General features: G+C 39.0%; 27 protein-coding genes. 19 read left to right on the forward strand and 8 right to left on the reverse strand.

The features are described from left to right. The first annotated feature begins 30 nt into the window (after positions 1-30). From LCL91_RS17105 to LCL91_RS17140, 8 genes are all read left to right on the forward strand, one after another. The gene (locus LCL91_RS17105; RefSeq protein ID WP_224884070.1) at positions 31-1,926 is read left to right on the forward strand and encodes a PrkA family serine protein kinase; all 1,896 of its coding nucleotides are present in this window, start codon (positions 31-33) and stop codon (positions 1,924-1,926) included. 157 nt (positions 1,927-2,083) lie between these two features. Further along, positions 2,084-2,641 (forward strand): signal peptidase I, encoded by a 558-nt coding sequence (lepB, locus tag LCL91_RS17110; protein ID WP_224884071.1) that lies wholly within the window; start codon positions 2,084-2,086, stop codon positions 2,639-2,641. A gap of 59 nt (positions 2,642-2,700) precedes the next feature. Beyond that, positions 2,701-2,868, forward strand: a complete 168-nt coding sequence (locus tag LCL91_RS17115) for a hypothetical protein (RefSeq protein WP_224884073.1) — start codon at positions 2,701-2,703, stop codon at positions 2,866-2,868. A 287-nt stretch (positions 2,869-3,155) separates the two neighbouring features. After that, a complete protein-coding gene (yhbH, locus tag LCL91_RS17120) occupies positions 3,156-4,328 on the forward strand; it encodes a sporulation protein YhbH (RefSeq protein WP_224884075.1) in 1,173 nt (390 codons plus the stop codon). Between the two features lie 124 nt (positions 4,329-4,452). Beyond that, positions 4,453-5,322 (forward strand): ComEC/Rec2 family competence protein, encoded by an 870-nt coding sequence (locus LCL91_RS17125; RefSeq protein ID WP_224884077.1) that lies wholly within the window; start codon positions 4,453-4,455, stop codon positions 5,320-5,322. A gap of 78 nt (positions 5,323-5,400) precedes the next feature. Next, positions 5,401-5,838 (forward strand): CBS domain-containing protein, encoded by a 438-nt coding sequence (locus LCL91_RS17130; RefSeq protein WP_224598753.1) that lies wholly within the window; start codon positions 5,401-5,403, stop codon positions 5,836-5,838. A 115-nt stretch (positions 5,839-5,953) separates the two neighbouring features. Beyond that, entirely contained in the window at positions 5,954-7,489 is a 1,536-nt protein-coding gene (locus LCL91_RS17135) for a bifunctional GNAT family N-acetyltransferase/carbon-nitrogen hydrolase family protein (protein WP_224884079.1), read from the forward strand. Between the two features lie 193 nt (positions 7,490-7,682). After that, a complete protein-coding gene (locus tag LCL91_RS17140; protein WP_224884081.1) occupies positions 7,683-9,422 on the forward strand; it encodes a phospho-sugar mutase in 1,740 nt (579 codons plus the stop codon). A 98-nt stretch (positions 9,423-9,520) separates the two neighbouring features. Here the strand turns inward: LCL91_RS17140 and LCL91_RS17145 are convergent, their stop codons facing one another. Beyond that, on the reverse strand, positions 9,521-9,709 hold the full coding sequence (locus tag LCL91_RS17145) for a hypothetical protein (RefSeq protein ID WP_098446389.1): 189 nt from the start codon (positions 9,707-9,709) through the stop codon (positions 9,521-9,523). A gap of 157 nt (positions 9,710-9,866) precedes the next feature. Between LCL91_RS17145 and LCL91_RS17150 the strand changes: the two genes are divergently transcribed. From LCL91_RS17150 to LCL91_RS17170, 5 genes are all read left to right on the forward strand, one after another. Continuing rightward, a complete protein-coding gene (locus LCL91_RS17150; RefSeq protein WP_098446390.1) occupies positions 9,867-10,127 on the forward strand; it encodes a metal-sensitive transcriptional regulator in 261 nt (86 codons plus the stop codon). A gap of 202 nt (positions 10,128-10,329) precedes the next feature. Continuing rightward, positions 10,330-10,899, forward strand: coding sequence for a redoxin domain-containing protein (locus LCL91_RS17155; protein ID WP_224884083.1), 570 nt, complete (start codon positions 10,330-10,332; stop codon positions 10,897-10,899). A gap of 112 nt (positions 10,900-11,011) precedes the next feature. Then, complete coding sequence (locus LCL91_RS17160; protein ID WP_224884085.1) at positions 11,012-11,200, forward strand: hypothetical protein; 189 nt, start codon at positions 11,012-11,014, stop codon at positions 11,198-11,200. 259 nt (positions 11,201-11,459) lie between these two features. Beyond that, positions 11,460-12,359 carry an EamA family transporter gene (locus LCL91_RS17165; RefSeq protein ID WP_224884088.1) on the forward strand — a complete coding sequence of 300 codons (900 nt, stop codon included), beginning with the start codon at positions 11,460-11,462 and terminating at the stop codon, positions 12,357-12,359. A 67-nt stretch (positions 12,360-12,426) separates the two neighbouring features. Then, positions 12,427-13,506 (forward strand): mechanosensitive ion channel family protein, encoded by a 1,080-nt coding sequence (locus tag LCL91_RS17170; protein WP_224884090.1) that lies wholly within the window; start codon positions 12,427-12,429, stop codon positions 13,504-13,506. Between the two features lie 40 nt (positions 13,507-13,546). Here LCL91_RS17170 and LCL91_RS17175 read toward each other — a convergent pair whose 3' ends face one another. Further along, positions 13,547-14,512 carry a bile acid:sodium symporter family protein gene (locus tag LCL91_RS17175; protein WP_224884092.1) on the reverse strand — a complete coding sequence of 322 codons (966 nt, stop codon included), beginning with the start codon at positions 14,510-14,512 and terminating at the stop codon, positions 13,547-13,549. 171 nt (positions 14,513-14,683) lie between these two features. Between LCL91_RS17175 and LCL91_RS17180 the strand changes: the two genes are divergently transcribed. From LCL91_RS17180 to LCL91_RS17205, 6 genes are all read left to right on the forward strand, one after another. Beyond that, positions 14,684-16,087: a SpoVR family protein gene (locus LCL91_RS17180; RefSeq protein ID WP_224884094.1), complete on the forward strand. Its 1,404-nt coding sequence runs from the start codon at positions 14,684-14,686 to the stop codon at positions 16,085-16,087. 3 nt (positions 16,088-16,090) lie between these two features. Then, on the forward strand, positions 16,091-16,663 hold the full coding sequence (locus tag LCL91_RS17185; RefSeq protein ID WP_224884097.1) for a hypothetical protein: 573 nt from the start codon (positions 16,091-16,093) through the stop codon (positions 16,661-16,663). Between the two features lie 70 nt (positions 16,664-16,733). Further along, a complete protein-coding gene (locus LCL91_RS17190; protein ID WP_224884099.1) occupies positions 16,734-17,447 on the forward strand; it encodes an alpha/beta hydrolase in 714 nt (237 codons plus the stop codon). Positions 17,448-17,699: 252 nt separating this feature from the next. Beyond that, positions 17,700-19,052 carry a TrkH family potassium uptake protein gene (locus LCL91_RS17195; protein ID WP_224884101.1) on the forward strand — a complete coding sequence of 451 codons (1,353 nt, stop codon included), beginning with the start codon at positions 17,700-17,702 and terminating at the stop codon, positions 19,050-19,052. 402 nt (positions 19,053-19,454) lie between these two features. Beyond that, entirely contained in the window at positions 19,455-19,670 is a 216-nt protein-coding gene (locus tag LCL91_RS17200) for an alpha/beta-type small acid-soluble spore protein (protein WP_048313244.1), read from the forward strand. A 75-nt stretch (positions 19,671-19,745) separates the two neighbouring features. After that, the gene (locus tag LCL91_RS17205; protein WP_224884103.1) at positions 19,746-19,994 is read left to right on the forward strand and encodes a hypothetical protein; all 249 of its coding nucleotides are present in this window, start codon (positions 19,746-19,748) and stop codon (positions 19,992-19,994) included. A gap of 35 nt (positions 19,995-20,029) precedes the next feature. Here the strand turns inward: LCL91_RS17205 and LCL91_RS17210 are convergent, their stop codons facing one another. The 6 genes from LCL91_RS17210 to LCL91_RS17235 form a co-directional block, all read right to left on the reverse strand. Then, on the reverse strand, positions 20,030-20,689 hold the full coding sequence (locus tag LCL91_RS17210) for an amino acid ABC transporter permease (protein WP_224884105.1): 660 nt from the start codon (positions 20,687-20,689) through the stop codon (positions 20,030-20,032). Beyond that, positions 20,682-21,473: a transporter substrate-binding domain-containing protein gene (locus LCL91_RS17215; RefSeq protein ID WP_224884107.1), complete on the reverse strand. Its 792-nt coding sequence runs from the start codon at positions 21,471-21,473 to the stop codon at positions 20,682-20,684. The genes LCL91_RS17210 and LCL91_RS17215 overlap by 8 nt, the downstream gene beginning before the upstream one ends. Positions 21,474-21,647: 174 nt before the next feature. Beyond that, on the reverse strand, positions 21,648-22,745 hold the full coding sequence (locus tag LCL91_RS17220; RefSeq protein WP_224884109.1) for an ABC transporter ATP-binding protein: 1,098 nt from the start codon (positions 22,743-22,745) through the stop codon (positions 21,648-21,650). 163 nt (positions 22,746-22,908) lie between these two features. Next, positions 22,909-23,799, reverse strand: coding sequence for a PucR family transcriptional regulator (locus LCL91_RS17225; protein WP_224884111.1), 891 nt, complete (start codon positions 23,797-23,799; stop codon positions 22,909-22,911). Between the two features lie 113 nt (positions 23,800-23,912). Next, the gene (locus LCL91_RS17230; RefSeq protein WP_224884232.1) at positions 23,913-24,092 is read right to left on the reverse strand and encodes a hypothetical protein; all 180 of its coding nucleotides are present in this window, start codon (positions 24,090-24,092) and stop codon (positions 23,913-23,915) included. An 84-nt stretch (positions 24,093-24,176) separates the two neighbouring features. Then, entirely contained in the window at positions 24,177-24,395 is a 219-nt protein-coding gene (locus LCL91_RS17235; RefSeq protein WP_224884113.1) for a DUF5342 family protein, read from the reverse strand. Positions 24,396-24,433 lie beyond the last annotated feature (38 nt).

Here is a 24,433-nt window from a genome sequence, read left to right on the forward strand (position 1 = left end):
CCGATGAATCAAACTTGGAGGGGGCTCGTAATGGATATCTTACGTAAAATCCAGCAGCATCGAGAAGATGAAAGGCGGCTGAAGTGGGAAGGAACCTTCAGCGAGTATTTAGACATTATCCGGGAACGACCTGAAGTAGCGCAGTCAGCTCATTCACGTGTTTATAATATGATAAAAGATGCCGGGATCGATGAAGTTGATGGGAAGCGTAGTTATTCTTTTTTCTCCGAAGAACTCTACGGTCTCGAGGAAGCGATCGAACGTCTTGTAGAAGAATATTTTCATCCAGCTGCCAAACGGTTGGATGTTCGGAAACGAATTCTCTTATTGATGGGGCCAGTTAGTGGTGGTAAATCAACGCTAGTTACTGTATTGAAAAGAGGTTTAGAAAAATATTCACATGAAGATTCAGGTGCCGTATATGCGATTAAAGGGTGTCCAATGCATGAAGATCCCCTTCATTTGATTCCACATCATTTAAGAGATGAGTTCCATGAGGAATATGGAATTCGGATCGAAGGAAGCCTCTCTCCTCTTAACGTTATGCGTCTTGAGCAGGAGTATGGCGGCCGAATTGAAGATGTCATGATTGAACGTATTTTCTTTAATGAAGATAAGCGGACAGGTATTGGTACCTTTAGTCCTTCCGATCCTAAGTCTCAGGATATTGCAGATTTAACAGGTAGCATCGACTTTTCAACCATTGCTGAGTTTGGATCGGAGTCTGATCCACGAGCATATCGGTTTGATGGCGAGTTAAATAAAGCAAATCGCGGTATGATGGAGTTCCAGGAAATGTTGAAATGTGATGAGAAGTTTCTATGGCATTTGCTGTCACTTACACAAGAAGGAAATTTTAAAGCTGGTCGCTTTGCTTTAATTTCGGCGGATGAATTAGTTGTAGCTCACACGAATGAAGCGGAGTACCGCTCATTTATTTCAAACAAAAAGAATGAGGCACTCCACTCTCGTATTATTGTTATGCCGGTTCCCTATAACTTGAAAGTTAGCCAGGAAGAACGCATTTACGAGAAGATGATTCGTGAAAGCGATGTGGCAGATGTTCATATTGCCCCACATGCTCTTAGAGTGGCTGCCATTTTCTCTATCTTGACGAGGTTAAAAGATACGAATCGTCAAGGAGTAGATCTTGTTAAGAAGATGCGACTCTATGATGGAGAAATCGTGGAAGGGTTTAATCAGGTAGATGTAGATGAGCTTCATAAAGAGCATTCAGATGAAGGGATGAGCGGAATTGATCCACGGTATGTCATTAACCGGATTTCTTCCACCATTATAAGAAAAGAAGTACCGTCCATTAATGCATTAGATGTATTACGCTCATTGAAGGATGGACTAGATCAACATGCATCAATTTCGAAAGAAGACAAAGAGCGTTATATGAATTTCATTTCCATTGCCAGAAAAGAATATGATGAGATCGCGAAGAAAGAAGTGCAGAAAGCTTTTGTGTACTCCTATGAAGAAAGTGCGAAGACGTTGATGGATAACTATCTTGATAACGTAGAAGCATACTGTAATAAAAATAAGTTACGTGATCCACTGACTGGTGAAGAAATGAGTCCAGATGACAAACTCATGCGTTCAATTGAAGAGCAAATTGGAATTTCTGAAAATGCGAAAAAAGCATTCCGTGAAGAGATCTTAATTCGAATCTCTGCTTATGCTAGGAAAGGTAAGAAATTTGATTACAATTCCCATGAGCGTTTAAGAGAAGCGATTCAGAAGAAATTGTTTGCAGACTTAAAAGATGTCGTGAAAATTACAACTTCATCTAAAACACCAAATGAGAATCAACTCAAAAAAATCAATGAGGTTATTGCTCGTCTTATTGATGAACATGGCTACAATTCGATTTCAGCTAACGAACTGCTCCGTTATGTTGGAAGTCTCCTAAACCGATAATTTTCAAAAAGCATACCTCAAAAGGGGGGTATGCTTTTTGGAATGTATGAATGTGCCGAACACTCTTTATGTAATCGCTTACTGAGGCGGGTGCGCTTGTGCCAGCTAATTAGGAGTGATAGATTAGACGTAAAGACGTATTGAAAAGAGGTTTGAGATGGAGAAGGAACGCAATCCGCTTTGGGAGTGGATAAAGGCTTTTTCAATAGCTGTCGTCCTGGCGATTGTTATTCGTGAATTTCTCATCACGAATTATGTGGTACACGGCGAATCGATGATGCCAACGATTCAAGACGGGAATCGTTTAATAATTAATAAAATTGGTTACGAAGTATCTGAGCCTGAGCGGTTTGATCTTGTCGTATTTCATGCGAACGAACAAGAAGATTATATTAAGAGAGTGATTGGTCTCCCGGGGGATACAATCGAATACAAAAATGATCATCTGTTTGTAAACGGCGAGAAGATGAGTGAACCTTATCTTGAACGGTACAAAGATGAGATATTTAACGGTAATTTAACGGAAAACTTCAATCTTGAAGATAAAACAGGCAAAATGAAGGTTCCAGAGAACTCTTTATTTTTAATGGGTGATAATCGGAGACATAGTTATGATAGTCGGCATATTGGCTTTGTACCAATGGATCAAGTAGTTGGAGAAGTAAACCTTCGTTATTGGCCACTTGAAGAATTCGACTTCACGTTCGAGAAGTGAGGTGCAAATAGGTTAATCATCATGAGATCCGGGTACGTAGATTAATGAGGTGATGCATGATGACAGACCGAAAAGATAAACCAGACAATAGCTCAATGGCTATGGATGAAAAGGAAATGCAGGCACTTGGTAAAGAGATGGAAGAACTAGAGACAAATGATGAACTTAAGAAAAAGGGTCGTCGTCCAGACCCGGTTCAACATGAAGAGAAAGCCGATGAAAAATAACTCCCAACCGGGGGTTATTTTTTTTGGAATAATCGTAGGAATAGTAAAAGAGGGGAGGAAGTGTCCATATTTTGTCCAAATTCAATAAGAAGTTTGATAAAACGTTAATTTGTCAGAATTAATTGTCAATTATCGCTTGTATTTGCATAGGATAAAGTATACTATTCAACGCAGCCAGGGGATGTCCATATAAGGATGCTGCTTTTGAACACTCATCATGAGCGATCATCGATCATTGAATAAATTTCCGATAGAAATTTTATTTTTTTTAAGGAGGGGAATAAGGCATGAAAGACAAGAATTCCAACAATTTCGTCGTCTCTCAGGAGAATTGGTCCCTCCACCGAAAAGGCTATCAGGATCAACAACGCCATGCCGAAAAAGTTCAGGATGCTATCCAAAACAATCTCCCGGATCTCATCAGTGAAGAGAACATTATTCTTTCCAACGGTCGAGATGTCATTAAAATACCAATTCGATCACTTGATGAATATAAAATTCGATACAACTATGATAAATCAAAGCACGTTGGGCAGGGCGAAGGCGATAGCCAGGTGGGAGACGTAGTAGCACGTGATGGATCCGGCGAAAAACAGCCAGGAGCAGGTAAGGGTGAAGGAGCCGGTGATCAACCTGGAGAAGATTACTACGAAGCGGAAGTGTCGCTTGTAGAACTTCAGGATATCCTATTTAAAGAACTTGAATTGCCGAATTTACGTGAAAAAGAAACAGCAGATGTTGTCCAGAAAAAAGTAGAATTTAATGATATTCGAAAAACTGGTCTAATGGGTAATATTGATAAAAAACGTACCATATTAACTGCGTATAAGCGAAATGCCATTAGCGGTAAACCAGCAATTGCACCGATCTATCAAGATGACCTACGTTTTAAAACATGGAATGAAGAAATTAAGCGTGAGTCAAAAGCAGTTGTTTTGGCGATGATGGATACAAGTGGCTCGATGGGAAAATGGGAAAAATATATGGCTAGAAGCTTTTTCTTCTGGATGTCTCGTTTTCTTAGATCAAAATACGAAACAGTAGAGATCGAGTTTATCGCTCATCATACAGAAGCAAAAGTCGTCACAGAAGACGATTTTTTTTCAAAAGGAGAAAGCGGTGGAACGATTTGTTCATCCGCTTATCGAAAAGCACTTGAATTAATTGATGAAAAGTATTCTCCATCTCGCTATAACATCTATCCATTCCACTTCTCAGATGGTGATAATTTAACGTCTGATAACACAAGATGCGTTAAACTGGTGAATCAAATCATGAAGGTATCCAATATGTTCGGATATGGAGAAGTAAATGCTTATAACAGACACTCTACACTAATGAGCGCTTACAAGAATATCCATGACCCTAAATTTAGGCATTATATTTTAAAAGAGAAAAAAGATGTTTACCATGCCATGAAAAGTTTCTTTCGAAAAGAAGAAGAAGAAGTTCGTTCATAAAACTTCCCTGAAATGGGGAGTTTTTTCTTTTTGTATGAAAAGTAACGGATTAGCAGCATCATTATGCTTTTAGTTAAGAAAGGAAAGAGCATACTAATGGGAAGAAAAAATAGGAGGAACGATGATGAAGTTTTTAATCGCTCTTTTTTTCTCCCATCTTATCCTATTACAAATGCCGTATCTCGTGACTGCAGAAACCAATTTGGTTGAAGTTCACTTTCTGGATGTTGGACAGGCTGATAGTATTTTCATTACATTTGGAGAAGAAACAATGTTAGTGGACGCAGGCGATAATGGTGATGGGGGAATGGTAACCAATTATTTAAAAGAGCTAGGAGTTAAGCAATTGGATTATCTCGTAGCTACTCACCCTCATCACGATCATATCGGTGGCATGGATGAGGTGATAAAAGGTTTTGAAGTGGAACGGGTGCTGATGCCAGATGTATCTTATCCAACTACTCATTATAAATCTTTACTCAAGGAATTGAAGAAAAAAGACATTCCTGTGACGATGGCGCACGAAGGCGTGAAGATAAAACTTGGGCGTCGTGTGAGTGTACAGGTGATTTCACCTTCTGAAAATGCTGAATACGAGGATTTTAACGACTATAGTGCAGTGCTTCGTCTTAAACATGGGGATAATCGTTTTTTATTTATGGGGGATGCCGGTGTAGAAGTGGAAAAGCAAATGCTCGATGGATTGAAAAAGAAGCATCTAGTATCTGACGTATTGAAAATCGGTCATCACGGAGCAAACTCTGCGACTACTGAAGCGTTTATAAAAGCTGTGAGTCCTGAAACTGCGGTGATTTCAGTCGGAAAAGATAACCGGTATCATTTTCCGGATAATGATGTCCTTCAAAGGTTGCGTGGGAATGATATTTCCATTCTTAGAACGGATCAAATCGGAACAATTATAGCAACAAGTGACGGAAAGAATATTAGCTTCCATACTGAAAATAATCTGATCTCACATAAAAAGGAAAAATAATAAATTTGAATTGAGCTTACACTATAACGGTGGAAGGCAGTGCCTTTCCAAGCTCAATGATCATACAACCTGGGAGGAATGCTTGTGCAAAACAATCTGCAAAATCTCATGTCTAAGAACATTGTGTCAGTCACACCAGAGCAGTCCATTCAAGAAGCAGCCGCGTTAATGAACCAACACAATATTGGCTCATTACCAGTTATGAAAAACGGTCAGCTTTGTGGGATGGTTACGGATCGTGATATCACGACTCGGGCCACTGCAACTGGAGGAAATGCTAACTGTCAGGTGAGTCAATGTATGTCTAATAACATTGTTTCAGCCACTTCGAACATGAGTGCAGATGAAGCGGCAGCTTTAATGGCTCAAAATCAAATTCGCCGCTTACCTGTCGTAGAAAACAATCAGGTTGTTGGCATGGTCTCACTTGGGGATTTTGCAACGAAAACACCTGATCAACAAGAAGCAGGTCCAGCACTATCCAGCATTTCTCAAAATGGAGCTCCAAAGGCGTAAAGCCAGGGAGACTGACTACGTCAGTCTCCTCTCTTTTTACATATGATAAAATCAAGGTACAAACTAACGTAAATAGGGTATATAGTAAAATAGATCTAAAGTGGAGGGAAAACAGATGTCAGAATTAGACGTATCGAAATTCGAAAAGAAGATTGAGATCAGACAAATTCGTCACGAAGATATCGAGGAAATTCTAGCCCTACAAAAAAAGTGCTTTCCGGGAATGGATCCCTGGAAACGAGAACACCTGGAAAGTCACCTCGATATTTTTCCAGAAGGTCAGTTTTGTGTCGAGCTGGAGGGCGAAATTATTGGTTCATGTTCAAGCCTAATGGTTAACTTTGATGAATATGATGATCAGCACACATGGGACGATATTACGGATGAGGGGTACATAACAAATCATAATCCCGACGGCTATAACCTCTATGGAATTGAAGTAATGGTTCATCCTGAATATAGAAGAATGAAGATCGGCAAGCGCTTATACGATGCACGTAAAGATCTTGCTCGTGAATTAAATGTTAAGAGTATCATTATTGGCGGGCGAATTCCGAATTATCATAAACATGCAGATGAAATGAAGGCATCTGAATATGTGGAAGAAGTAAAATTCCAAAATATTTATGATCCGGTGTTAACGTTCCAGTTAATGAATGGTTTTAACGTGATGAGAATCAATCCAAACTACCTACCAGACGATAAAGCATCAAAGCAATTCGCTACGTTAATGGAATGGAATAACGTTGAATATAAGGCAGTGACAAGAAGACATTTTAGGTCCTCTTTCCCTGTTCGGATCTGCGCCATTCAATATGCTATGAAGAAGATTTCTTCCTTTGAGGAGTTTGCAAACCAGGTTGAATATTATGTAGATGTGGCAGCTGACTTTGGTTCTGATTTCGCTGTTTTCCCTGAGATCTTTACAACACAGCTCATGTCGTTTATGGATGAGAAAATTCCAAGTAAAGCCGTGCGTAAATTAACAGAGTATACAGAGCCTTACATTGAACTTTTCACTGAATTAGCAGTTAAGTACAATGTGAACATTATTGGTGGCTCTCACTTTGTATTAGAGGATGAAAAAATCTACAATATTGCCTATTTGTTTAGAAGAGACGGAACGATTGAAAAACAGTACAAAATCCATGTTACACCGAATGAGCGTCGCTGGTGGGGTATTCACGGTTCTGATGGCATCGAGGTTTTCGATACAGACTGTGGTAAAATCGCGATTCAAATATGTTATGATATTGAATTTCCAGAGCTCGGTCGTATTGCAACAGATAAAGGAGCAAATATTCTTTTCACACCTTTCTGTACAGATGATCGTCAAGGGTATTTACGTGTTCGTTACTGCGCGCAGGCTAGAGCAGTTGAAAATCAAATTTATACAGTGATTGCTGGTACAATTGGCAACCTTTCTCAAGTAGAGAATATGGATGTGCAGTATGCGCAATCCGGCATTTTCACGCCATCTGACTTTGCCTTTTCAAGAGACGGCATTGCCGGAGAGTGTCACCCAAATATTGAAACTGTCGTTGTAGGGGATGTCGATCTTGAAATTCTAAGAAGGCAGCGTCAGTCTGGAACGGTTCGTCAATTACGAGATCGTCGAAAAGACTTATATGAAATTCATTATAAAAAGTAAGCCTTAACGGCTTGCTTTTTTTGTCGTTTTTTAGGAAATGGTGTCTTTTTCCTAAATAGCATTGGCTGATCAAACAATTCGTATTATGATTAAGTAAGAATAAGAGAAAATCTGACCTAAAGGAAGGACTTCAGTCGGTTTTCTAGAAATGATACAAACGTGATAAAGAAGTATACATAACGGGAGGAAAAAAATGGACTGGAAAAACGCGTACAAGAGATGGACATCAGCAACTTCACTTGATGAGGAATTAAAAAAGGATCTGGAAGCTCTTAGTGGACAGGATCAAGCACTTGAAGATGCTTTTTACAAAAACCTTGAGTTTGGAACAGGTGGGATGCGTGGAGAAATCGGTCCTGGTACTAATCGTATGAACTTATATACGATACGTAAGGCGTCTGAAGGCCTAGCGCAATACATAGATGCAAACGGTGAGGAATATCAAAAACGAGGAGTAGCCATTGCATACGATTCACGTCACAAGTCACCTGAGTTCGCCATGGAAGCCGCTAAGACGTTAGCGACACATGGTATTCAAACATATGTCTTTGAAGAGCTACGCCCTACACCAGAGCTTTCTTTTGCTGTTCGAACGTTAAATGCCTGTGCTGGAATCGTTATCACAGCTAGTCATAATCCGCCAGAATATAATGGGTACAAAGTATATGGCGAAGATGGAGGACAACTTCCTCCTAAAGCTGCTTCAGAAGTGATTTCATATGTAGACGGCATAGAGAATGAGTTAGAGGTGACCGTTTCTTCAGAACAAGAATTAAAAGACAAAGGACTCATTCAAATGATTGGCGCAGAGATTGATCGTCAATACGTTGAGCAATTAAAAACGCTTCGCGTGAATCAATCACTACTTTCTGAAATGGGTGAGCAGTTAAAGATCGTCTTCACTCCTTTACATGGAACAGCTAATATCCCTGTTAGAGAAGGATTAAAAGCTTATGGTTTTAACAATGTGACGGTGGTAAAGGAACAGGAGATGCCAGATCCTAACTTCTCTACTGTTTCTTCTCCAAATCCTGAAGAGCATGCAGCATTTGAACTTGCTATTCAATACGGCGAGCAGCAAGATGCTGACATTCTTTTAGCTACTGACCCTGATGCTGATCGCGTTGGTATAGCTGTAAAGAACAAGGAAGGTAAATATGTTGTTCTTACTGGGAATCAAACAGGTGCTCTTCTGTTGAATTATATTATTACTCAGAAAAAAGAAAATGGTGAACTTCCACAAAATGGCGCAGTCCTAAAGACAATTGTCACTTCTGAAATCGGTCGTAAGATTGCAGAAGACAATGGTCTGACTTCCTATGATACGTTAACTGGATTTAAGTTCATTGGCGAGAAAATAAAAGAGTTTGAAACGACTGGGGAGCATACTTTCTTATTCGGATATGAAGAGAGCTATGGTTACCTTGTTGGAGACTTTGTTCGAGATAAAGATGCTGTTCAAGCGTGTCTTGTGGCCGCAGAAGTTGCTGGATTTTACAAATCCAAAGGAATGACACTTTATGAAGGACTTCTCGAGGTATTCGAACAATATGGCTATTATCAAGAAGGGTTGGAATCACTAACACTTAAAGGGAAAGAAGGCGCTGAAAAAATCGTATCTTTACTTGCAAAGTTTCGTGAAGATCCACCTACTGAAGCAGCTGGATTAACTGTTCAAAGCGTAGAAGACTATGAGATAAGTAAACGAACTTATTTAGGTCAAAATAAGAGTGAACAAATTGATTTGCCTACTTCAAATGTATTAAAGTATAAACTTGAAGATGGATCATGGTTCTGTCTGCGACCTTCAGGAACCGAGCCAAAGGTGAAGTTTTATTTTGGAGTGAACGGTGATAATCTAGAACACAGTCAGAGCAAATTGGCTGATCTTAGAAAATCTGTGATGAGTAAAGTGAATGACCGGTTGGAATAATAGGATAGTGGTGAAAGAAAACCAGGACAATGTTCGTCCTGGTTTTCTTATTTAACTAAAAACATGAAAAAAAACCGGTTAGCAAACCGGTTTTTCTACTATTGGTGAAGTTGTTGTTTATTCAATTGATGTTCGTAATCAGCTTTATTCTTACGAATGAGATGAAATACTTTGTCTTTCGTTTCGCTATCTAGTTTTTCGAGAATTTTACCTGCTTTGTATTCGTTCGAGGTAACAATTTTTCGATAAATTTTAGATAACCGTTTATCATCTTCGGATAAATCCAAAAGGCACTGCCTCCTTATAATGATCTAAACCTTTTTCCTATCCTTAAATTACGATTTATTTTACAATATATGAAGAGAAGTAGCAAGAAATTAATATAATTATGACAGAATATTCTTATATATAATAAATTAAATGAACATGAAAGGGAGTCATACCATGGAATATACAAATGAAATGAAAAATCGTTTAAAAAGAGTGGAAGGTCAAATTCGCGGTGTTCTCCGGATGATCGAAGAAGAAAAAGATTGTAAAGACGTTATTACTCAGCTTTCTGCGAGTCGGACGGCAATTGACCGTACGATTGGATTAATTGTTGGTTCGAATCTTGAAGAGTGCATTCGAGAACAACTTGATAAGGGTGAGTCCACAGAAGATGTCGTAAAAGAAGCCGTACAACTATTAGTGAAAAGCCGCTAGTTCAATTTTGCCTCAAACATTTTATATTGTCGGATACAATTCATGTTGTGGTCAATCAAAATGAATGAGAGTGTATATAACTTGCAAGCTGGAGAAATAGTGAATAATAGATCTTCTCATTTCTGTTATTTGCTTTTAGTTCTATTTGCATGAATGGATAGAGATGATTGCTTTTACGTTTGTTTGAAAAAAGGAGGAGCAAATGAAACGTCTAAGAATAGGAATCGTTTTTGTTCTCGGTTTTCTAGCATATAGTCTCTATTCTTCATATCAAGAGAAAGAAGTGAGCCATCCAGCTCAAATGCAAGCTTCTGAAGTAACGTCTAATGCGCATGAAATAGGAATTGAAGAAGGAAATCGTGCACCTGATTTCACATTATATTCGCTTGAAGGGAAAGAAGTGAGCCTTTCAGATTCCAAAGGAAAGGTTACCTTTATTAATTTCTGGACCACCTGGTGTCCTCCATGTAAAGAAGAAATGCCTGATATGCAGCAGTTTTATGAGGAAGATGGGAAAGAGCTTGATGCGGAAATCTTTGCGGTTAATCTTACAACGAATGAGTCATCCTCACAGGTTGTAAAAGATTTTGCAAGGAAAAATAATCTTACTTTTCCTATTTTGTTAGACACAGAGGGACAATTAATGGAAACATTCGCGACCATTACAATTCCTACTACTTATGTGATTGACAAAAATGGTATAATCATGAAGAAAGTGATTGGTCCTATGAGTAAAGAAATGATGAACGATTTGGCATTCTCTGCTCGATAAAGTGATCACTTGTTGGTTATCTATGTCTTGTTGTTCGTTCCTTTGTTCTTTTTAGAAGACGATTTTAGGAAACACCGAGGATAAACAGTTGACACATAAGGGGGAGTGAACTGTGACAAATCTAGGATTTGGTGTAATGCTATTTGTTATACTCGGGTATGTCCAATACAGTTGGATTTATGAAACAGTAGATGGAATTGGGTACGAATTCAAATCAAAATGGTCTTACATATCGATTTCAGTGTTTTTGGGTGTGTTAGTTGGCTACTTCATTACAACTGGTCTTTATCAAGCTTATTAAAAAGAGTGATTAATTTTATCAAGTTTGAAAGAATATGTTTCCTTTGACGTTTTGTGAACTAGCACTTATGCTGTACATTGTATACTAAAACCAGCCCAAAGATGGCTGGACGGCGATTTTTCTGAGAGACGGATCTCTCATTTTCATCGCCCTCAGTTGATTAAATCGACAGGGGGCGATTTTTTTATTGTTTACACACAGTATTAAGCTCTTTTCTGAAGTTGATGGTTAGAAAAATGGTATGAAGAGGGATTTATAAATGTGGAAGTATGTATTGCTTGTATTAGCTGCTGGATGCAGTCTGGGATCACTATCAACCATTACGAAAATTGGGATTACAAGAGGATTTTCTGTAGGAGAACTTTTAGCAGGACAGTTTGTCTTTGGGTGGTTGATCTTACTTGTTCTACTTCTAATTTTTAAACAAAAGCCAAGTTTTAAAGGAGCTAAATTTTTGTTGCTTGGCGGAGCTATGATCGGGTGTGTTTCCATATTTTATACACTTGCTGTCTCAAAGCTTCCAGCTTCCATTGCTGTTCTGCTTTTGTTCCAATTTACATGGATTGGTATTGTCATTGATTCCTTATATCAAAAAAAATGGCCAGATGTAAAAACGCTTTTTTCCGTTAGTATTCTTCTTATCGGAACGATTCTAGCGAGTGGAATTATTGGAAGTGAGAAGATCGCTTATGATCCAACCGGAATCATGTTAGGGCTTTTATCAGCAATTTGCTTTGCCATATACATTTTTATTATGGACAAAACTTCAGCGGAAGTTCCTGCAATACAGAAAAGCTTTTTCATGGTGACCGTCGCAGGAGTTCTTGTGTTAATGACATTTTCTCCAGGATCTCTTCTACATGGTGGGCTATCGTTAGAATGGACGCTGTTTGGTTTATTCTTAGCGCTTCTCGGCAATATATTCCCTGTTCTTTTTATGGCAATAGGTGTACCGAAAGTTGGTTCGAGTGTTGGAACAATTCTTAGTTCTTCAGAGCTCCCTGCAGCAGTGTTTCTGTCGGCTATCTTTCTCCATGAAGCCGTTCAAATGTTTCAATGGTTTGGCGTTTTTCTCGTTCTTACTGGCATTGTCATTTCCCAATGGGATGTTTTCAGTAAAAGTAAATCAAAAAAAAGCAGTATAATTTTAGATAACTGACAAATAGAAGAAAATGAAAACGAATGTATATCTTTATAACCTATTTTTGTAAAGGGGAAATTGCGTAATGGATTTGTTACGTATTGATGATACCTGGATTCAACTTGGAATTGCCATTGGAATCTTCCTTCTTTTTCTATTAATGAGGAAAATTTTCGCGAAGTATATTTATAATCTCGTTCTTAAATTAAGCAGAAAATCTTCTAATGAATTTTTTACACATCTTTTTTTAGCATTTGAAAGACCGCTACGAATGCTATTTGTGATTATAGGAATAAATATTTCTGTTCGATATGTTTCTTTTCTTGATCATCATAATGAACTCTTTGGAGACATTATGAGTTCATCGTTAATTTTCTTAGCGGCTTGGGGGCTGTATAACTTATCCTCAGCTTCTTCATTGTTTTTCCAAACGATGAACACGAAATATAATTTAAAGATTGATCAGCTTCTAATTCCATTTCTATCAAAAACCCTCCGTCTCTTAATTGTTGCCATGACGTTCAGCGTCATTGCTGGAGAATTTGGTTATGATGTGAATGGGTTTATTACAGGACTTGGACTAGGAGGATTAGCCTTTGCTCTTGCAGCAAAAGAAACGATTGAGAACTTCTTTGGTGGCATTGTGATTATTACAGAAAAGCCATTCTCAATTGGGGAATGGATTAAAACGCCTAGTGTTGAAGGGGTCGTTGAAGACATTACGTTTAGAAGTACAAAAATCCGTACGTTTGCTCAAGCGCTTGTTACCGTTCCAAATGCGAGACTAGCTAATGAAAATATTACAAACTGGTCTAAAATGGGGAAACGTCAGATTACGTTTCACGTTGGTGTCACGTACAATACGCCTTCAGAAAGACTTGAAACGTGTATTACTCGTATTGAGAAGATGCTTCGAGATCATGATGAAATCCATCCTGAAACGATCTTTGTTTCTTTTGATGAGTTTAATCATAGTAGCCTTGATGTTTTTCTTTATTTCTTTACAAATACGACAACATGGGGTGATTTTTTAAATGTGAAGCAAGACGTGAACTTTAAAATTATGAAAATAATGGAGGAAGAGCAAGTTTCCTTTGCATTCCCTACGCAAACACTCCATGTTGAAAGTGCACGATCTCATGAAGAAGAGAAAATGTATAGCTAAAGAAGAAGGCAGGTCTCCATTTGAGAGACCTGCCTTTTTGCTATGCGCTTCTTTTTGATAAAACGTTTTGTTCTTTAGTAGCCGGCTTCCTTTTACTCCAGATGGTAGCAAGAATAGGACCGGATATATTATGCCATACACTGAAGATGGCACTCGGTACGGCGGCGATTGGATTGAAATGAGCTGCTGCGAGTGCTGCTCCAAGACCAGAATTTTGCATCCCAACTTCAATAGAGATAGCTCGTTGATCGCGTTCATTAAGTCGAAATAATTTTGCGAGAAAATAGCCAATCATTAGGCCGAGCAAGTTATGAAGAATAACAATTGAGAAGATCAACAGTCCTGTCTCTGCGATGCGGTCCTTGCTTGCGCCTACGACTGCAGCCACAATAGCGACGATAGAAATGACCGAAACAAGGGGTAACGCTTTTACACTTTCCGCAACTTTTTCTTTGAAAATAAGCTTTACAATAACGCCAAGAGTGATTGGTATGACAACCATTTGGAAAATGGATAAGAATAGATCTCCAGCTGATACCGGTAGCCACTGACTCGCAAATAATAAGACGAGTGCAGGCGTTAATAAAGGAGCAAGTAGTGTTGAGACAGCTGTAATGGCTACGGATAAAGCTGTATTTCCTTTAGAAAGATAAGTGATCACATTGGAAGCTGTTCCGCCAGGACAGCAGCCGACTAGGATGACACCAACAGCAACTTCAGCTGGTAACCGAAATACAACCGCTAGAGCGTATGCGAGTAATGGCATAATGATAAATTGTGCTGCCACCCCAATGGCAACACTTTTTGGCTGCTTCACGATTTCTTTAAAATCATTGGTAGAGAGGGTCATCCCCATCCCAAACATAATAATGCCTAGTAGTATGGTTATGTAAGAAGTAATCCACGTAAATCCTTCAGGGTAAAGAAACCCTAATACTGCAAAAAGAAGTACCCATATTGCAAATGTATTTCCCGCAAAGCGACTTGCCTTTTCAAGAGCTTTCATTCCACCACATCCTTAGAAATTTTAACCTTGATTATACGCTTATTCAAACAATTTTCAATACTATCTGAAAACTTATTCAGCTATTTTTCCATAACGATTTTCCTCCCCCTAATCATGAACCTACTTGTCCGGTCATACATATTAGTAAGCAATACATTAGGAGGGAATGACATGTCTACAGAGAAAGAAATCTTTTATGCCATAGAAGAGATTACGGAGATCGCAAAAGGGTTCGGACTTGATTATTACCCAATGCGTTATGAGATATGTCCAGCAGATATTATTTACACATTCGGAGCATATGGAATGCCAACGCGGTTCTCTCATTGGAGTTTTGGAAAACAGTTTCACAAAATGAAGCTGCAATACGATCTAGGACTAAGTAAAATCTATGAGCTTGTTATTAATTCAGATCCTTGCTATGCCTTTTTATTAGATACAAATAGCCTCATTCAAAATAAGCTTATTATTGCTCATGTATTGGCGCACTGTGACTTTTTTAAGAATAATGTTCGTTTCTCAAATACACGAAGAGACATGGTGGAAAGTATGACAGCCACTGCTGAGCGTGTTGCTTATTATGAACATCATTATGGGAAAGACGAAGTAGAAAACTTCCTGGATGCCGTCCTCTCGATCCAAGAACATATAGATCCTTCTATCATGCGCCCTAGACTAACTTATAATTATCAAGACGATACACCAATTCCAGTGAAACATGATTCACCATACAATGATTTATGGTCAATCGATAAGGATGATTCTACGGACGAGCCAACTCCAAAGAAAAAGAAGAAATTCCCTCCACAACCAGAAAAAGACCTTCTTCTTTTCATTCAGGAATATAGCACGGAGCTAGAAGACTGGCAACGCGATATTTTGACCATGATGCGAGAAGAAATGCTTTATTTCTGGCCACAGCTTGAAACAAAGATTATGAATGAGGGCTGGGCGAGTTACTGGCATCAGCGTATTCTGCGCGAAATGGATTTAACGACGGATGAAGCAATCGAATTTGCTTCTTTAAATGCTAATGTGGTGCAGCCTTCACGCACACGTATTAATCCTTACTACCTGGGGCTTAAAATTTTCGAGCATATTGAAGAAGTCTACGATAATCCAACGGATGAGATGAGACAGCGGGGATTCGAGCCTGGGAAAGGGCGAGAAAAGATGTTTGAGGTCCGTGAAGTAGAAGCTGATATTTCATTCATTCGAAATTATTTAACGAAAGACCTCGTCCACAAAGAAGATTTATATTTATTTCAGAAAAAGGGGCGGGATTATAAAATTGTAGATAAAGAATGGGAGCATATTCGCGATCAACTAGTGACAATGCGAGTAAATGGCGGTTTTCCTTATTTAACTGTCAATGACGGAAACTATCTGAAAGCTGGCGAAATGTATCTTCACCATTCTTTTGAAGACACAGAACTTGATCTTCAATATCTAGAGCGGGTTATTCCTTATATTTATCAGCTTTGGGGGCGTCCGGTTCATATGGAAACAAAAGTGGAAGATAAAGAAGTTCTTTTTTCATATGACGGAAAGAAATTACATCGAAGGTATTTGTAGGCGTTGGACATCCTGAGTCATTTAAATGATCATTTCTGGACTTATCTTCTCTTTATTACGTTCGCTGGCGCAGTAGGAGGAGTTGGGAACATTCTTATCTCAGGTGAATTCCAGCGTTTTCGTAAAATAATCAATTACGAAAATCAAACAGTTTACTACAGTCTAGGGTCTATTAAAGAGCCGTTTGTAGGAGCCATTGGCGGTATTTTAACAACGCTTTTGTTTATCGAAACAGCTTCAGCTCAGTATTTGTTATACTTAGCACTGCTCACAGGATTTGGGAGCAGTGCTTTTCTAAAGCGATACGTGGATCAAAAAACAGATCAAATTATTGATCAAAATAACAGTGCGATTCAAAATGAAAATATTCAAATATATGCTGTGAAAAATGAAGCAGACGGGTCAAAGGTAAAAGGGATTATGAGTCCATCACCTATTTACTTAACGGAAGAAGAAATGGAACGTCTTGCAAAACTTCAAGCAAAAGTGGGTGAAGCGGTAGGTCCGAAAGAAGCAAAACTGTATCAGTGTGAAATTAATTCACTTCTAAGTCAAGGCAAGCAGCGCTCGTTTTAGGTGTCTCTTGTCGAAGTATGAGATCTATCGTATGATATATGTGATTATGCACATATAAGGGGGATCTCATATGAAAAAAGTGATAAAACGAATCAGCCTTATTGTTTTACTGTTAGTAGTGGTCCTTTCAATCGCTTTCTTTTTCTGGGCGCGCTCTGCATATGAACCAACGAAAGAAGCGCTAGCTTATATAGAAAAATCCAATGAGAATGAATTAACTTTTGGATCAACAGACGCAGATAAAGGGGTTATCTTTTATCAAGGCGGCAAAGTAGAAGAAGAAGCCTATGCGTACCTGGCGCACCAGCTTGCTGAGAAAGGTTATTTTGTTGTCATCCCGCGACTAACGTTAAACCTTGCTATTCTGGATGGGGACGAAGCTACGAGTATTATTGATCGGTATAGCTCGATCGATCATTGGTACATTGGTGGTCATTCACTAGGCGGTGCTGTGGCTTCCTCATTTGCAATCGAACATCCCGATCGCATACAGGGGTTGTTTTTTCTCGCTGCTTATCCGATTGAAGACATGTCTAACTTAGAGATGCCTACGTTAACAATATACGGGGAGGATGATGGAGTAGCTACCTTATCTGACCAAAAGGAAAAAGAAAGCTTGCTATCTTCTCAAGCCGTCATTCATGTAATTGAAGGCGGAAATCATGCGAACTATGGTATGTACGGTGAACAAAAAGGAGATAATCCTGGATCACTTACATCCGAACAACAAATCGATGAAACTGTCCAAACTATTACAACATGGATAGAAAAGGAACAAAAATAAGAAGCTGTCACTGACAGCTTCTTATTTTTGTGAGGTTTTTTAGTTCGGATAAGGGAATAAGGAATAGAAGGTAAGAAGATTCTCAATAATGGAGGATATAGGAAAGAGATTGACAGAAAGCGTATATGGGTTAAGATAGGGAATGTAATTATCTAACCCTTCATATGAGTTCAACTCCTAACTTTAAATGATAGAACAAATGGTTAGGAGCTCTCTCAAAAGTTTGTATTATATGAAAAGGCTGTGGATGCTTTGTTAAGATCTCGATTTCGACGAATCCGATTAACGTCTGTTCAGTTAATCGTTTTGTTTTATTTAATAGCGGTAACGGTTTCCACTTTCTTAATTAGTTTACCGATTGCCCATCAACCTGGTGTGGAGCTTTCTTTTATTGATGCGCTATTTACAGCCGTTAGTGCGGTAAGTGTAACGGGTCTTTCTGTTGTATCTATTGCGGATACGTTCAGCGTTCCAGGCATTTTCATCCTCGCTGCAGTCCTCCAAATTGGTGGAATTGGAATTATGACGCTCGGTACATTTGTGTGGCTTGTGATGGGCAAGAAGATTGGGTTGAAAGAAAGACAGTTGATTATGACAGATCAAAATCAATCAACCCTCGCAGGCTTAGTGCAACTGATGAAACAAATTCTTGGCTTGATATTCATTATAGAAGTGATCGGTGCTCTTGTTCTCGGTACGTATTACCTTCGCTTCTTTGAAACCTGGCAGGAAGCCTATTTACAGGGGTTCTTTGCCTCTGTTAGTGCAACGACAAATGGTGGTTTTGATATAACAGGTAGCTCGCTTCAGCCGTTCGCTCAAGACTATTTCGTGCAATTTATTCATATCTTATTGATTGTGACTGGAGCAATAGGGTTTCCAGTTTTAATTGAAGTGAAAAACTTTTTGTTTTCTAGACAAAATAGTTATCGCTACAAATTTTCTTTATTTACAAAACTAACGACAATGACGTTCTTTGTGTTAGTTGTATCAGGTGCTATCCTGATTTGGGCTTTTGAAGCGACAACCTTCTTTGCGGACAAAAGCTGGCATGAATCGTTTTTCTATGCCATGTTTCAGTCGGTAACAACTCGTAGTGGAGGACTCTCAACGATGGATGTGAATCAATTCCAGGAGCCTACACAGCTACTATTGTCTGCATTAATGTTTATTGGTGCTTCCCCAAGCAGTGTTGGAGGGGGAGTACGAACAACAACATTTGCAATTGTACTACTTGCTATTTTCTTCTTCGCAAAAGGCGGGACATCGATCAAAGTTTTTGGACGAGAATTGCATCATGAGGACATTCACAAAGCATTTGTCGTCTTCACCGTAGCCATTATCGTGTGGAGCTGTGGAATTATTATGCTCTCATTCTCAGAACCATTTCCAATTGTGGCGATTATTTTCGAAGTCTCATCAGCATTTGGTACTACTGGTTTATCAATGGGTGTAACACCAGGATTAAGTACATTTGGTAAAATTGTCATCATGTGTTTGATGTTTATCGGAAGAATTGGGATTCTTTCGTTTCTCTTCCTTATTCGAGGAACAGTGCTTCGTGAAAGATACCACTACCCAACAGAACGAGTTATTATTGGATAAAAGCAAGTGGCCTAGTGCTACTTGCTTTTTTTTCGTTAAGTCCTTTCAATGTAGTAGTTGTTTTCTGTTACGCGGAATTAGTTGGATTTTCGCGGAAATATTGTTCATTATCGCGGGAAAAATAAAAATAACGCGGAAATATCGCAGAAATCGCGGAAATACGTTTTTATGATGCCTGCAGTGTCTAATCGCCCACTTCCGCTTTTCTTGTCTAGCTGCGACTGGCAGAAACTGCGATATTTCACTCTTTTACCAGAACACAAAGGACGTGTTCTAGTTCAAGAGTTCCAATATCTCCGTTTCTAAACGCTCGTCTCCGCTTTTCTGGACTTATTTACCAAAAAATATTGGTATATAAAAATCGGTATTTCACAAACTAGTTGTACAAAGGAGGTGATTGACATGGCTCAACAACAAAGCAGACAAGGAAGCTCTAACAACCTTGTAGTACCTGGTGTAGCTCAGGCTATCGACCAGATGAAGTATGAAATCGCTACTGAGTTCGGAGTGCAACTTGGTCCAGATTCAACTTCTCGCGCTAACGGATCTGTTGGTGGAGAAATCACAAAGCGTTTGGTTCAAATGGCTGAACAACAGCTTGGCGGTTACCAAAAATAATTTTATACCATGGCTGTAAGGGGTGGATTCGTCCATCCCTTCTTACGTGATTTATCCATAGAAGGAGGAGGCTTTATGTCTTTTGAATGTCCGCTCTGTAATAGCTTTGCTGCTATTGAGCTTGTTTGTCAAGTATGTGAAGGTAAGTTAACGGATAAGGGAAGGGAAGCGGAGTATTATGATGAATATAGTGCGTATGAGCCTATTGAATCAATGAAAAAAGCGGACGGATATAAAAGCAAAGCGCATGAATGTCCCCATCTTCTATCTTGTCCAACGTGCGGATGGAATGACGTCTATTTAATTGAAGAATGGATTACATAGCAAAGAGCTGCCGGTTTGGGCAGCTCTTTATCTTATTAAGAGGATGGAATATACAATTTTTTCTCAAGAAAACTTTGGATGAGATTAAGGATTGTCGTAAAGAACCAGTAGATGAAGGCTGCTGTTAATAAGATTGGTAAGACTTTAAAGTTTGATGCCGCAATTTGATCTGCGTTATAGGTTAATTCTGAAATCGTAAGTACTGAAGCAAGAGAAGAGGCTTTAACGATATCAATTAAAGAGTTCCACACTGGTGGAATGGCTCTTCTCCATGCTTGAGGTAGGATAACCTCTTTGTAAATTAACGATTTTTTCATACCGAGTGACATTGCGGCTTCCCATTGTCCCTTTGATAGGGAGAGGATAGCTGCGCGAAATGACTCTGAAATATAAGCACCAAAATGTAAAATAAGTCCAGTGTAGGCGGCCTGCCAGGCTGTTAATTGAATATCCACTGAAACAAGACCATAATACAAAATAAATAATTGAATAAGAAGAGGTGTGCCTCTAAAGAACGAGACGTACAATTTCGCTATTCCAGATGCGATTTTGCTTTTTGAAAGACGTAACAAAGCGATGAATAAACCAACTAATAGCGCACCAAATATTGAAAAGAAACTAAGTAGAAGTGTATTCTTCGCCCCTTCCAGAAGAAAGGGCAAAGAATTTATTAACACATCAGTTGTCTCACTCACTTACATTCTCTCCATTAAAATATTCTTTAGAGATGTCAGCAAGCGTTCCATCTTCTTTCATTTCTTTTAGTGCACCGTTGATCTTTTCAATAAGCTCTTCGTTTCCTTTTGGTAGGGCAAAGGCCATTTCTGTTTTGTTGAATGTTTCTCCAACGCCTTTTACTTTATAATCCTGTTCAGGAAGTTCCGTTAAAATGAAGAGACGATCATTCATCGCTGCTTCAATGTTACGTTCGTTACTAAGATCTGTTAACACCTGGTTAGCGCCCTTGTAGATTTTCGTTTCAGCACCAGCTTCTTCAGCAGCCTGGGCATAGTTACTTCCCTGGGTTGTTCCTACGGTTTTTCCTTCAAGATCTTCAATACCTTTAATATCATCGTTATTCTCATTAACGATCACCTGACCACCTGAATAAGTATATGGTTCTGTAAAGTCAAATTGTTCTTTACGATCATCCGTAATGGTTACTTGATTGGCGACCATATCAATACGTTCTGTTTCAAGTGAGGATAGAAGCCCTTTCCATTCAATTGCTTTGAATTCCGCTTTCATTCCAATGCGCTCGGCTACTTCTCTGGCAACTTCCACGTCGTAACCAGTGATTTCATTATCGTCGTTACGATAGCTAAATGGTGGGTAAGTTGCTTCCGTTCCAATTAACAGCGTTTCTTTTTCATTGGAACTTCCTTCTTCGCTATTCTCTGTATTATCATTGCTACCGCAGGCAGCAAGTACAGTAAGTGTTAAGGCAAGTACCAACCCTAGCATCCATTTTTTATTCAAAATAAAGTCCTCCTTTTAATTCCTACAAAATTGATGTGAATTATAAATTTATTGTAGTTAGCATTTGACTTAAAGTCAATCAAGAAACATTATTGACGTTAATTTACTGCTTCATGCAAAAAGACAAATAAAAAAGCTTCCTCGCTGTAAGAGGAAGCTTTTTTAGCCATTTTATTAACGAATACGAAGTTCTGATTCAGTATCAAAGAAATGGCATTTGTTCATATCGAACGCAAGGCTGATATTCTGACCGTTTTGAATATCGGTACGAGAGTCAACACGTGCTACAAAGTCTTGTTCTGCAACTTTGGAATAAAGGTAAGTTTCTGCTCCCATCAATTCAGCTACATCAATGACAGCATTTACTTTTGTATCTTGAGAAGATTCGATAAATACTGGCTCATCATGAATATCTTCAGGACGAATGCCAAGCATCACTTCTTTGTTCAAGTATCCTTGATCACGAAGGACTTTCATTTTCCCTTCAGGAACTTTTACTTGAACATCACCTAGTTTGAAGAAGCCATCTTGCAAAGTACCACGGAAGAAGTTCATGGCAGGGGATCCAATAAATCCGCCAACAAAAACGTTGTCAGGTGCATCGTAAACTTCTTTTGGAGAACCAACCTGTTGGATAACCCCGTCTTTCATAATCACGATACGTGTTGCCATCGTCATCGCTTCCGTTTGGTCATGCGTTACGTAAATTGTAGTCGTTTGAAGGCGCTGGTGTAGCTTGGAGATTTCAGCACGCATCTGTACACGAAGTTTGGCATCAAGGTTAGAAAGTGGCTCATCCATCAAGAATACTTGTGGATCACGTACAATGGCACGACCTAGTGCAACACGCTGACGCTGACCACCTGAGAGTGCTTTAGGTTTACGATCGAGCAGGCTTTCAAGACCAAGAATACGAGCAGCATCTGTTACGCGACGTTCAATTTCTTTTTTGTCGAACTTACGCAGTTTCAAACCAAAAGCCATGTTATCGTATACGTTCATGTGAGGATAAAGGGCATAGTTTTGGAATACCATTGCGATATCACGATCTTTTGGTGCTACGTCATTCACGCGACGATCACCAATAACAAGGTCGCCATCTGAGATATCTTCAAGGCCGGCAATCATACGAAGCGTTGTTGATTTACCGCAACCAGAAGGTCCTACAAACACGATAAATTCCTTATCTTTAATATCAAGGTTAAAGTCTTTCACTGCCTCAAATTTGTTATCATATCTTTTGTAAATGTGATTGAGTGCGATCTCTGCCATGTTAATGCCTCCTATGAAATGAACTCCTTTTGCTAGTTCTAAGTCTACTCTATGAAAACGCTATCGTAAATTGTAAGCGTGCACAAACTTGTTGTGAGGTTTTGTGCATTTTGACCGAAACACGTGAGAGGAAAGGAGGTACGCACTAAAAAAACTGCGTCCATTAACGCAGTTCCATCGCAAGAAGAGAAAGGTAAACCATGACAGCTCCTTGAAAGCTTTTAACATCGATTCCCGTTTTTTCAATAAACTTATCAACACGATATTGAAGACTATTTCTATGTACGTATAGCTGTTTTGCTGCAAGGGTAATGTTTAAGTTTGATTCTAAATAAATCCGGATACTTTTTAGTAGTTCAGAGTCATGTTGAATTGGTTCCATAAGTTTAATTAAGTAATCAATGGTTTCTTCACTTGCTTCATTGAACAGAACAGCAGGTACAATGTCCACGTGTGTGAAAACCATTTGAGAAGGCATCAACTCTCTTCCTGTAGCAAACCATTTTTTTTCGGCTTTATAAACACGTTTTAAGTGACTGCTATCCGAATGACTTATTGTCTGACCAACAAACAAAGACATCCCAGTAAAAAAGTCGGCTGTTAGGGCTGCAGCTGTTTGTTCGAGTTCATGAACGATTTGTTCGTCTATATCGTTAGCTTGCACGAGGACGCCTTTCCTCTCATTTTCAAACAAGAGCACGGTTTCATCAGAAAACAATCCAGTCATAGCCTCGATAAAATCAGTAAGATCGGATGGTGCTTCTTTTAAATAAAAATGAATATACCGGACAGGTGAATGAAGGTTAAGTTCCACGCTTGAATTATCTTCAAAAAGGAGAGAAGCCCATTTTACTTGAACCTCGTTCATCCGATCATCTAGTATGCGTATGGAAGGGAAAAGGGCATTTAAAAGATCCTTCTCCCGTCCCGTAAGACGAGTTTTTCGAATCCCGAATTCTTCCCCATCAGTGGTTCTGTACCAATGGAACAGATCGGGCTGTTCGGAGGTGAGGACATAATCATTTCCATATAAATCGGCAAGTTTTGCATTCATAAGTGGTCCTCCTAATGTACAGTTATCCTCTAGTATAACGCATCAGCTGCTTCAAATTAATAGAGAAGGAATCGAAAAGAACCTCTTCGTATGCAAGAGGTTCTTTGGTTACATTATTTCTGTTTGTCTTTATCTTTTTTTTCTACGCTAGAATAGGGTGGCTCTTGTTCCATCACGGGGATGGCTTCTTCAATTTGTGCTTGTTTGTAACTTTGATGAACGGCCCCGCCAGCCATTCCTTCATTTACCATACGATCGATATCCATATCATACTTATCGCGGCCTTCGTACATTGAGTCTTCTGTTTTTTTAGTTGGCAACCTGATTCATCTCCTTATTTCATCGAATAAGGATAGTATGCGTTCTCTGAATGAGGATTATGAATCTTGTTCGTATACATGGAAAAGCATAAGTTCATGAATTTGAGACTGAAGTTTGTTTTGTTCCGAATCGGGTGGAGCGGGCTGGAACCATTCGAATTCTCCAGTATGAAGGTATAGCGTACGGTAATACGTTCCTTGGTGAAAAAAAGATACTTCCCATTTAGGTTTTCTTACTTTTGATCCAACGGATTTATATTGAAAGTGCGAAATCATTGTATTCCCCCATGTCCACTTTTTTATCATCATAACAT

Origin of the sequence: Guptibacillus hwajinpoensis, assembly GCF_020171785.1 — a bacterium.
GTDB classification, from domain to species: domain Bacteria; phylum Bacillota; class Bacilli; order Bacillales; family Guptibacillaceae; genus Guptibacillus; species Guptibacillus sedimenti.